Raw genomic sequence first — 10,176 nt, forward strand, 5'->3', positions numbered from 1 at the left:
TGATGTGTATCCGGTGCTTACTCCGATGGCTGTTGATTCGTCGAGACCTTTTCCGCTGATCCGCAATAAAACGCTGAATATCGGTGCACTGATCAGGGATGAACAGCAGAAAGGGGAATATGATTTTGCTACGGTCCAGGTGCCGAATGTTCTGCCAAGGATTGTTATGATCCCATCTGAAAATGATGAAGATACAACGGTTATTCTTCTTGAACAGATCATAGAGAAAAATATCCAGAAATTGTTTCTAAATTATGAAGTGATCTGTGCGCATCCATACAGAATTATGCGTAATGCGGATTTGTCTATTGATGAAGAAGACGCGGCGGATCTTCTGAAAGAAATTCAGAGGCAGCTGAAGATGCGTCAATGGGGCGAAGTTATCCGTCTGGAAGCAGAAGAAAATATGGACAGGCGGTTATTAAAAATCCTCAAAAAGGAATTAGATGTGGCAGAAGAAGCGATTTATCGTATCGGAGGGCCGCTGGATCTGACATTTTTGATGAAAGTCAGCGGTTTTGAAGGGTTTGATCACCTTAGATACAGCAAATATACACCACAGCCTGTGAAAGGGATGAATACGGAAGAGGACATATTTACCCAGATCCGCAGGAAGGATATTCTCCTGCACCATCCGTATCAGACATTTACGCCGGTTATTGAGTTCGTCCGCCAGGCAGCTAAGGATCCGGATGTTCTGGCTATCAAACAGACACTTTACCGCGTCAGCGGCAATTCACCGATCATTGCATCGCTGGCAGCAGCAGCGGAGAACGGAAAGCAGGTAACGGTCCTTGTGGAGCTGAAAGCCCGTTTTGATGAGGAGAATAATATCCTGTGGGCAAAGATGCTGGAGAAGGCCGGATGCCATGTTATTTACGGTCTGAGGGGCCTGAAGACTCATAGTAAGATCACCCTGGTCGTCCGGAGAGATGAGGATGGTATCAGACGATATGTGCATCTCGGCACCGGCAATTATAATGACCAGACAGCGAAGCTGTATACAGACATGGGATTGCTTACTTGTTCTAAACCAATCGGAGAGGATGCGACAGCGGTCTTTAATATGCTGTCCGGCTATTCAGAGCCTCCGTATTGGAATAAACTGGTCGTTGCACCTATCTGGCTGAGAGATCGGTTCCTGAAGCTGATAGACAGGGAAACTGAGCATGCAAGGCAGGGCAAACCAGCAAGGATTATTGCGAAGATGAATTCATTGTGTGATAAGAAGATTATTGCGGCTCTTTATGAGGCCTCTTGCGCAGGCGTTGAAATCCAGCTGATCATCAGGGGGATCTGCTGCCTGAAGGCCGGAATTCCGGGACTCAGTGAAAATATCCATGTGCGTTCCATTGTGGGGAATTTTCTGGAGCACAGCAGAATCTTCTATTGTTATAATGATGGCTGGGAAGATATTTACATGGGAAGTGCCGACTGGATGCCTAGAAACCTTGATAAGCGGGTAGAAATCATGTTCCCGGTGGAAGACGAGGAGTGCAAAAAGGCTGTGAAGCATATTCTCAGCGTCCAGCTGGCAGACAATGTCAAGGCACATATTCTCCAGCTGGACGGCAGCTACAGCAAAATTGACAAGCGCGGCAAAGTACTTGTTAATTCTCAGGAGTATTTCTGCAAGGAGGCTGTTGGGGAAGCAAAGGGCATGGAAGAGGAAAGTGTTCAAATTCGAAGAGTATTTGAACCGTTGCTGCATGTAGATGAATAGATCGCAGTGAGAAAAATCGGCAAGCATAAAACAGCTGGATGACGGACATAAAAAAGAGGCCGGTAAATGGAGTGGATAACATTTGCCGGCCCTTTATAGCGTAGTTTTATTCTTCGATGGAGAGCATTCGGTCAATCATTATGCCGTATTTCTCATAGAATCTGAAGACATCTTCTGATCCGTAAACATTGCAGAGCGAAGAAGACTGAAGTTCAGAGAAATACTGACTGATGCCGCCGATCAAAGTTTCGTTCTGCATGGTGTAGAAACTTGGTCCCAGATGTGTACGTGTGTCATAGTGTTCCATATTCTTCAGAAAAAGCTTGCGCTTGTTGTTATAAACAGACATCTGGAAAAGATGTTCTGAGTTGGGGATGCATTCATCATCAATAATGAAAAAGCGTATATTCGGATTTTTCTGTACCAGATCAAGCACATGCTGGATATGCTTCTTTCGTTCCTCAACAGACATGTGATAAACGACATCTGCAAAATAAATCGTCCCATCGGTAATATAGCGTATGAGGTTGGTTTTCAGGAGGTAGAAATCAATTGCTCCTTTTTCAAAAATCTCTTCCCATGTGATGCCGAGATGTGCAACGAGCTGAGCCATGCTTTCATCAAAACCCTGATCGCGGGCAGCCTGGATCAATCTTGGATTGATCTCCGGCGGAAGAAGAAATTCAAAACCTTTTGCCACCATAATCTGAAAGGCGTTGTGTGCATAAAATTCTGTCCGGTAGCCGTTATAAAAAAGTTCTTCGGAATCGGAGGAATGAATCATCAGCCGGCTCAAAGTGAATTCTGAATTCACTTTCTGGTAAAGACTATTGACCTGCGCAGTATCTGTAATGATATGTGCGATGCTGATACGGTAGTCCTTGTCAAGAGCGCACTGCACAGCAATACAGTTCTTGACGATAAACAGATTCATATAGTCCATGCATGTGTTCTCATAGAAATCAAAACTGATATCGTTATAATGATTCAGGAAATAGTACAACTGAGGAATATAGCTGTTGTTCTTGCAATGGCCTCCGAGATTGATTCCCATCTTGATATGAACGGGATTGGTATAATAGGCCTGACGGCCGGTCTCATAGGAAAGATCTTTAAGGAATCCGCATATATCCATTGTACAGAGTATCTGACATGGTTCGTTCAGCTGATGCAGCAGCTGAGGCAGTTCAGTCACAAAAAAGTTCTTAATATCAAGTTGCCAGAGAAGCATGCGTTGGGATGAGAGGCCGGCAAGCTGTGCGTTTTCAGATGTATTATCGTAGGAACGTTTATACGCATCCTTCAGAAGCTGAAAGATGGTCGATGAGAGCGATGATTCATCATATGGTCCGGAAGCATTGAATTCCGCAGCGAAAAGAGTAGCCTCTTCCTGGATAATAATTTCCCGTGCAAAAATGTCTGCAAGACATTTGTTGACATTAGGGGCGGCTTTGGCAGCAGGCAGTTTGCCTTTGTTGCACCATTTGCTGATATAAGATGTGTCATAACCTACGATCTCGGCAAGATTTGTTAACTTAATATTAGTAAAGCGAATCAGCTTTTTTAACAAAGTGCCATAGGCGTTCATTGTGCATACCTCCCTCTTGAGTATTCTGATATCTAGTATAACACTTAAAAATTGAATTTTCAATCAAAATTGAATAATATTGATTCATCTTTGATTGGAATGAAGAAAAAAGATGAAAGCAATGTCTGCTTGATTTCATTCCTATATGTCGAAAAATTGGTTAAAATATAGGCATCTGATAAAGATAATTGTCAGAGCTTGATGTGCGGTATATTTGAACGGAAAACCGTACAGTTGGTGATTCTGATTCTACCAGATACGGATCATCACATGGACTGAATATTTTTGAAATAACATATGAGAAGTCTCCTCCTTAACCCTACCACAACATTAGAAGAAGATTTGAATAGTAAGTTTCTGATTTATTCACAAAAAAACTTCCATATTATTGCTTTATGGGCGCAATAATATGGAAGTTTTTTTGTTGTACAGTAATTATCGCCTGTACGCAAATAAATTTTTTATAAATTATCAAAAAAAAATATGAAATATCATAAAGAAAATAGACGTTGTGTTGACTTTTAAAAATCATTCGTTATAATTAAACAATAAATCTAATTTGCATCATGAATGACTGAAAGGAGGACACGTCTGTGGATAATATGAATCACTTATTATTTGATTTTTTAGATAAGCATGCGGATATGTATGAGGGAAAAGATGCGATCAATCCGGAATTGTATGATTTATATAAGGTAAAGCGTGGTTTGAGAGACAAGAATGGCAATGGTGTTGTAGCGGGGCTGACAACGATTTCGACCATTGAGGCTTTTGATATCAGTGGAGATCAGAAAGTTCCCTGCGATGGGCGCTTGTACTACAGAGGATACGATGTGAGGGAACTGGTTTCGGGAACGGTAAGAGAGAAACGTTTCGGCTTTGAGGAAGCTGCGTATCTGCTGATGTTTGGCTGTCTTCCGGACAGGAGAGAACTGAAACAGTTTTGTGATGTGCTGGGGAGTATGAGAACACTTCCAACGAATTTTGTGCGTGATGTTATTATGAAGGCACCAAGCCGTGATATCATGAATTCTCTGATGAAGAGTATTCTGACCCTGGCATCTTATGACAGTCGTGTCAACGACCTGAGTGAAGTGAATGTACTCAGACAGTGTATGATGCTTATCAGTGAAGTACCGATGATGGCTGTTTACGGTTATCATGCCTATAATCATTACGAATGCGAAGAGAGTATGTATATTCATCGGCCGTCTCCGGAGCTGTCAACTGCTGAGAATATTCTCATGATGCTCAGGCCGGATAAGAAGTATACAGAACTGGAGGCACGTGTACTGGATGTGGCTTTGATGCTGCACATGGAACATGGTGGCGGTAATAATTCCACATTCACAACGCATGTTGTTACTTCATCCGGGTCTGACACATACTCGGTTATGGCGGCAGCCCTGGCTTCCCTGAAGGGACCGAAACACGGTGGCGCCAACATCAAGGTTATGGAGATGATGGATGACTTGAGAGCCAATGTCAGCGACACGAAAGATGAGGATGAGATCAGAAATTATCTTGACCAACTGGTAGACAAACAGGCTTTTGACAAGAAAGGACTGATTTACGGCATGGGTCATGCCGTTTATTCACTGTCTGATCCGAGAGCCGTTGTATTCAAAAGTTTTGTTGAAAGCCTTGCGAAGGAAAAGGGCAGAATGGATGATTACCATCTGTATACCACAATAGAGCGTCTGGCTCCGGAGGTTATTGCTGAGAAGAGAAAAATTTATAAAGGCGTCAGTGCCAATGTGGATTTTTACAGTGGATTTGTGTACAGCATGCTTGGTATTCCGGTGGAATTATACACACCAATTTTTGCAATGGCAAGAGTTGTGGGCTGGAGCGCCCATCGTATGGAAGAGCTGGTGAATGCGGATAAGATTATTCGTCCGGCTTACAAGAGTGTTGCAGAAAAACGTATTTATCAGCCAATCGATAAAAGACAGGAGCGAGAGCTGGCCGGGGGAAATTACCGTAAAATCGAAGAAAAATAATGCAAAACAGGATTGTACTCAATTTAGTACAATTTCAAATAATGCATAACAGAATCGCAAAAATATAATAACAAAAATACTTTTTAATAGGTAGAAACACGATACATGTATGTTAAAAAAATATCATACCCATTTTCAATGAGTATGATATTTTTTTAGTTTGCATGCAAAATTTCTATTATATATCTTTGCCATATCTTAAAAATATACCAAAAATGTTAAATAAATAACAAATAAATAAATCGAAAATAAATTACAACCAAATGTTTTGTGGGATTTAATACTTATGGACAATAAAAAATAGAATATGTTATAATTATTGCATAAAAAGTATGAGAAGAGGTTGCGTATGTTTGTGTTATTCTTTTTGTTCTGGGTGATGCTCAACGGGCGGATAACAGTTGAGATTACTCTGTTCGGGTTGGTCATTTCAGCGGCTATGTATGTATTCGTATGCAAATTCACAGAATTCAGTTTCAGAAAGGATATGTGGATTGTAAGGAAACTGCCGTGGATCATTGGATATTGTTTCATTTTGATTAATGAGATTATTAAAGCCAACCTGACAATGATTCACTATCTGCTTTCACCGCAGATTCTTCCGGAGCCGGCCCTGGTGCGTTTTCATACGGATTTAAAGACCCGTACAGCACAGGTCCTTCTGGCAAATTCGATTACCCTGACACCCGGCACGATCACTGTAGAGATGAAGGATGGCGAATACCTGATTCATTGTTATGACAAGACAATGGGAGAGGGTCTTGATTCATCTGTTTTTGTCTCTATGTTAAAGAAACTGGAGGAATGAAATGGACGCTGCATTTAAATTATTTTTTCTTGTATGTATTATTGTCCTGGCAGTCCTGACATTTTTCTGTCTGGTCAGAACCATCAAAGGACCACGTCTTGTTGACCGCATTGTTGGAACGAATATGATCGGAACGATGACAATTGCCGTTATTGCACTTCTTGCAGCTTATCTGAATGAGAGCAGTATTCTGGATATTTGTCTGATCTATGCAATTATGAGTTTTGTGGCTGTCATTGTACTGACAAAGATTTATATTGGTATTTATAATGAGAAAAAGAGTAGACAGAGCAGAATAGAGGAGGAGAGTCAGGATGAATATTAGTCTGATTCGTTTTATCATCGCGGCTGTGTTGATCATGATCGGGATATTGATTATGGTGATACAGACTTTTGGTGTATTTAAGCTGAACTATGCATTGAATCGTATGCATGCTGCAGCAATGGGAGATTCACTGGGAATCATGATGATTGTTCTGGGCATGATGGTGATATACGGTATTTCCTTTGCTTCTTTGAAGCTTTTGACCGTACTTGTTGTTTTCTGGTTTGCATCACCGGTATGCAGCCATTTACTGGCCAAGCTTGAAGTCAGCACGAATGAACAGATTGAGGATGAATGTGAGGTGCCGAAAGAATGACTGGTTTGAGAATATTATTGCTTGTGCTGCTGATCATCTGTACTATCGCAGTGAGCTTTTCAAAAAATCTGCTGGTTTCTGTTGTTATTTATATGGCATTTAGTTTGGTTATGTCGATTATATGGCTTATTCTGGAGTCTCCTGACCTGGCGATTACAGAAGCCGCTGTAGGCGCCGGCGTTACAAGTATCCTTTTCTTTGTAACTCTTAAGAAGATACGTTCTATACGAACGACGGCAGAGGAGGACATTGATGAGTAAGAAGAATCCGAATTATCGTAATAGTTTCGCCGATAAGTTTACCCGTTGGGTAAAGGGTGATTATGATCCAATTGAGGGTCAGATGGAGATGAATGCACCGGATAAGGAAGTCTTTGGTGATGAGAGAATCCGTTACGTGCATTTACATATTGTCAAATCCAACAACTACAGTGAGCGTATGTTTGAGGAAGGGCTTGCCAAGAATGTCAGAAGGTTTACAGGCCTTTATAAGGTTTTTGGTGCAATTGTGGCAATCTTTATTGCCTGTCTGCTTCTTTGGACGGTAAGTTACCTGCCGAAGTTTGGTGATCCGAACGCTCCGGAGAATAACGAAGTCGCAACCCGTTATATAGAGCAGGGATTAAGTGAAACCGGCGCTGTCAACATTGTAACCGGTATGATTCTTGATTACAGAGCGTTCGATACATTCGGTGAGTCCTGTGTATTGTTTGTTGCTTCATGTTGTGTATTGATTCTTTTAAGAGTGGACAAGGATGAGGATCCTGAGTCAAGAGCTATTGAAGATATGAATGACAGACATTACGAGCCGAGAAATGATACGATTCTGCAGAAAGTGGCTAATTTCCTGGTGCCACTGATGATTATCTTTGGTATCTATGTGGTACTTAACGGTCATATTTCACCGGGTGGCGGTTTCTCAGGCGGTGCGATCATCGGTTCAGGATTAATTCTGTATCTGACAGCCTATGGATTTGAGAAAACACAGCGTTTTATGAATGAGAAGGTTGTTAAGGCGCTGACCGTGGGTGCACTGACATTTTATTGTTTTGCAAAAAGTTATTCATTTTATACAGGTGCGAATCACCTGCACAGCATTATTACACCGGGAACGCCGGGCAATATTCTCAGTGCTGGCCTGATTGTATACCTTAACATCTGCGTCGGCATTGTTGTTGCATGCACGATGTATTCATTTTATACACTGTTCAGAAAGGGAGGAATTTGATATGGGCTCATTTGCAACCAATTATGAAGAAATCGCAGCGGTTCTTCTTTTTGTTATTGGCATGAGTAATCTTGTTTTCCAACCGAATCTGCTCAAGAAAATTATCGGACTCGATATCATGGATTCTGCTGTTTACCTTTTCCTTGCAGCCAAAGGCTATATTGAAGGACGAACAGCGCCAATCGTTGTTGATGGTATTCTGGATGCCAGTCATTATATCAACCCTGTTCCGGCAGGTCTGGTACTTACAGGAATTGTTGTATCTGTCAGTGTCAGTGCGTTGATGATGGCGTTGACTGTCTGTCTTTACAGAGAATACCATACCCTTAACATCGATGAGATTATGATGAAGCTCAGAAAGGAGGAAGACTAAATGGCTTTTGTCCAGAATTTTCCGTTTTTCTGCATTATTTTGTCGATGTTTTCAGCTATCATTTCATTTGTAATGAATGGCAGGGTCGCAAAGTATATTCATGTGGCGATGGTCACTGCAGTATTGATCCTTTCACTGGCAACGCTTTCCTTTGTGGTTGGAACCGGTGAAAGCTACACCTTTATGATGGGGCATTTTCCAGCACCATGGGGCAATGAGATCCGTATTGGTGAACTGGAAGCACTGATGGCAGTATTTTTCAGCCTGATTATGATGCTGTCCGTTTTCGGCGGCATGGCCCATATTGACAGAGAAGTACAGGATTCCAAGAAGAACCTTTTCTACATTCTTCTGGATCTTTTGATGGCTTCACTTCTTGCGTTGATCTATACTAATGACCTTTTCACGGCATATGTTTTTATCGAGATTAATACAATTGCTGCCTGCGGTCTGATTATGATCAAGAAGCAGGGAAGAACCTATGTGTCTGCCCTCAGATATATGATTATGAGTCTTGTGGGTTCGGGCCTTTTCCTGATCGGTCTGACACTTCTTTACAGTATTACCGGACATCTGCTTATGTCCCCGGCTAAGGAAGTACTGGAACAGATTGTTGCCGTACACAGCTATCAAGTGCCGCTGATGGTTATTATTATTCTTGTAACGGTTGGTCTTGGTATTAAGAGTGGTCTTTATCCGTTTCATACATGGATTCCGGATGCCTATGGCTATACAACACCGTCTGCCAGTGCGGTTTTATCTTCATTGGTATCTAAAGGATATATTTTCCTTCTGATCAAGATTTTCTACAGAGTACTTGATTTTGATTCGGTCATCAGCAGCCATATGGTCAACATTCTGTTTGCTTTTGGTGTGGTCGGAATGATTATGGGTTCTGTGGCAGCAATCAAGGAGAAAAATATCCGAAGAATGACGGCGTATTCTTCAGTAGCTCAGATTGGCTATATTTATATGGGTATTGGTCTTGGAACGACAGCCGGTGTTGTGGCTGCACTGTTTCATATCATTTCCCATGGCGCCATGAAGTCTCTGCTGTTTATCAGTATTTCAGGATTGACGGAAGTGTCAGATGGACGCTCAGATTATCTTTCGTTGAGAGGCGCGGGACTGCGCAATAAGGTTGCAGGTGCAGCTTTTACAGTGGGTTCACTTTCTATGATCGGTATGCCGCTGCTGACAGGTTTCGTATCCAAATATTTATTTGCCGCTGCTGCAACAACAGCCGGTAGTAAAATGATCACAGCATGGGTTGTGCTGGCAATCAGTACCGTGCTGAACACCATGTATTTTATGCGTACGGTATTGACGCTTTACAGACCTGTACCGGAGGAAACACATAAAGCATATACGGTTGAGAAGTCCAGGATTGAGACAGCAGCGATTATTGGAATGATTCTTTTGAATATCGGGCTGGGTGTTGCATCACAGCCTGTGATTAAGGTAATAGAAGCCAGCCTTGCAATGTTTGGCTGATAAGGAGGAAAAAATGGATATTAATAATTATTTTTTACTTTTTCCGGTGCTTCTGCCGATCATTGCAGGCGTACTGCTGATGTTTATCAAGTTCGGGAAACGGGAGCATATGCAGTTGTATATACTTCTGATACTTGTTATTGACCTGGCAAGCATTGGATGGATCGCACTGCAGCCAGAAGATACATTGACCTTAAGTCAGTTCTTCATTGCGGAAGGACTGCATGTATTTTTCCATGTGGATATGCTTTCAAAGATTTTTTCAGTGCTTATCGCATTTGTATGGCTGATGGTAGGCATTGCGTCTTTTGAGTATATG

Annotated in this window: 10 protein-coding genes and 1 pseudogene; 10 read left to right on the top strand and 1 reads right to left on the bottom strand. The window is 41.8% G+C overall.

The genetic code is table 11. The features are described from left to right. A partial coding sequence (gene ppk1 / locus WMO25_RS09265) for a polyphosphate kinase 1 (RefSeq protein WP_349085099.1) occupies window positions 1-1,723 on the top strand: 1,723 nt, incomplete at its 5' end. 106 nt (window positions 1,724-1,829) lie between these two features. Here the strand turns inward: ppk1 and WMO25_RS09270 are convergent. Further along, window positions 1,830-3,311: a hypothetical protein gene (locus tag WMO25_RS09270; RefSeq protein ID WP_349085100.1), complete on the bottom strand. Its 1,482-nt coding sequence runs from the start codon at window positions 3,309-3,311 to the stop codon at window positions 1,830-1,832. A 602-nt stretch (window positions 3,312-3,913) separates the two neighbouring features. On the opposite strand from WMO25_RS09270, the gene WMO25_RS09275 reads away from it, so the two are divergent. The 9 genes and pseudogenes from WMO25_RS09275 to WMO25_RS09315 all read left to right on the top strand — a co-directional run. Then, window positions 3,914-5,314, top strand: coding sequence for a citrate/2-methylcitrate synthase (locus WMO25_RS09275; RefSeq protein ID WP_227081507.1), 1,401 nt, complete (start codon window positions 3,914-3,916; stop codon window positions 5,312-5,314). A gap of 349 nt (window positions 5,315-5,663) precedes the next feature. Next, a complete protein-coding gene (locus WMO25_RS09280; protein ID WP_015513984.1) occupies window positions 5,664-6,122 on the top strand; it encodes a Na+/H+ antiporter subunit E in 459 nt (152 codons plus the stop codon). A 1-nt stretch (window position 6,123) separates the two neighbouring features. Continuing rightward, window positions 6,124-6,447: an MrpF/PhaF family protein gene (locus tag WMO25_RS09285; protein ID WP_349085101.1), complete on the top strand. Its 324-nt coding sequence runs from the start codon at window positions 6,124-6,126 to the stop codon at window positions 6,445-6,447. After that, window positions 6,437-6,763, top strand: a complete 327-nt coding sequence (locus WMO25_RS09290) for a cation:proton antiporter (RefSeq protein ID WP_015513986.1) — start codon at window positions 6,437-6,439, stop codon at window positions 6,761-6,763. The genes WMO25_RS09285 and WMO25_RS09290 overlap by 11 nt, the downstream gene beginning before the upstream one ends. Continuing rightward, on the top strand, window positions 6,760-7,023 hold the full coding sequence (locus WMO25_RS09295; RefSeq protein WP_015513987.1) for a hydrogenase subunit MbhD domain-containing protein: 264 nt from the start codon (window positions 6,760-6,762) through the stop codon (window positions 7,021-7,023). Before WMO25_RS09290 ends, WMO25_RS09295 begins: the two co-directional genes overlap by 4 nt. Next, window positions 7,016-7,990 carry a hydrogen gas-evolving membrane-bound hydrogenase subunit E gene (gene mbhE / locus WMO25_RS09300; RefSeq protein ID WP_349085102.1) on the top strand — a complete coding sequence of 325 codons (975 nt, stop codon included), beginning with the start codon at window positions 7,016-7,018 and terminating at the stop codon, window positions 7,988-7,990. Before WMO25_RS09295 ends, mbhE begins: the two co-directional genes overlap by 8 nt. Before the next feature lies 1 nt (window position 7,991). Next, window positions 7,992-8,363: a sodium:proton antiporter gene (locus WMO25_RS09305; protein ID WP_015513989.1), complete on the top strand. Its 372-nt coding sequence runs from the start codon at window positions 7,992-7,994 to the stop codon at window positions 8,361-8,363. After that, entirely contained in the window at window positions 8,364-9,857 is a 1,494-nt protein-coding gene (locus WMO25_RS09310) for a complex I subunit 5 family protein (RefSeq protein ID WP_349085103.1), read from the top strand. 13 nt (window positions 9,858-9,870) lie between these two features. Further along, a pseudogene (locus tag WMO25_RS09315) lies at window positions 9,871-10,176 on the top strand (complex I subunit 5 family protein); the annotation flags it as partial.

It is taken from the genome of Coprococcus intestinihominis (genome assembly GCF_040096555.1).
Lineage (GTDB): Bacteria > Bacillota > Clostridia > Lachnospirales > Lachnospiraceae > Coprococcus_A > Coprococcus_A intestinihominis.

What these genes read in the sequence shown, in the direction of transcription:
- WMO25_RS09305 (WP_015513989.1), top strand. Translation starts at nt 7,992, where the DNA reads ATGGGCTCATTTGCAACCAATTATGAAGAAATCGCAGCGGTTCTTCTT.
- WMO25_RS09290 (WP_015513986.1), top strand. Translation starts at nt 6,437, where the DNA reads ATGAATATTAGTCTGATTCGTTTTATCATCGCGGCTGTGTTGATCATG.
- WMO25_RS09285 (WP_349085101.1), top strand. Translation starts at nt 6,124, where the DNA reads ATGGACGCTGCATTTAAATTATTTTTTCTTGTATGTATTATTGTCCTG.
- WMO25_RS09280 (WP_015513984.1), top strand. Translation starts at nt 5,664, where the DNA reads ATGTTTGTGTTATTCTTTTTGTTCTGGGTGATGCTCAACGGGCGGATA.
- WMO25_RS09270 (WP_349085100.1), bottom strand. Translation starts at nt 3,311, where the DNA reads ATGAACGCCTATGGCACTTTGTTAAAAAAGCTGATTCGCTTTACTAAT.
- WMO25_RS09310 (WP_349085103.1), top strand. Translation starts at nt 8,364, where the DNA reads ATGGCTTTTGTCCAGAATTTTCCGTTTTTCTGCATTATTTTGTCGATG.
- WMO25_RS09275 (WP_227081507.1), top strand. Translation starts at nt 3,914, where the DNA reads ATGAATCACTTATTATTTGATTTTTTAGATAAGCATGCGGATATGTAT.
- mbhE (WP_349085102.1), top strand. Translation starts at nt 7,016, where the DNA reads ATGAGTAAGAAGAATCCGAATTATCGTAATAGTTTCGCCGATAAGTTT.
- WMO25_RS09295 (WP_015513987.1), top strand. Translation starts at nt 6,760, where the DNA reads ATGACTGGTTTGAGAATATTATTGCTTGTGCTGCTGATCATCTGTACT.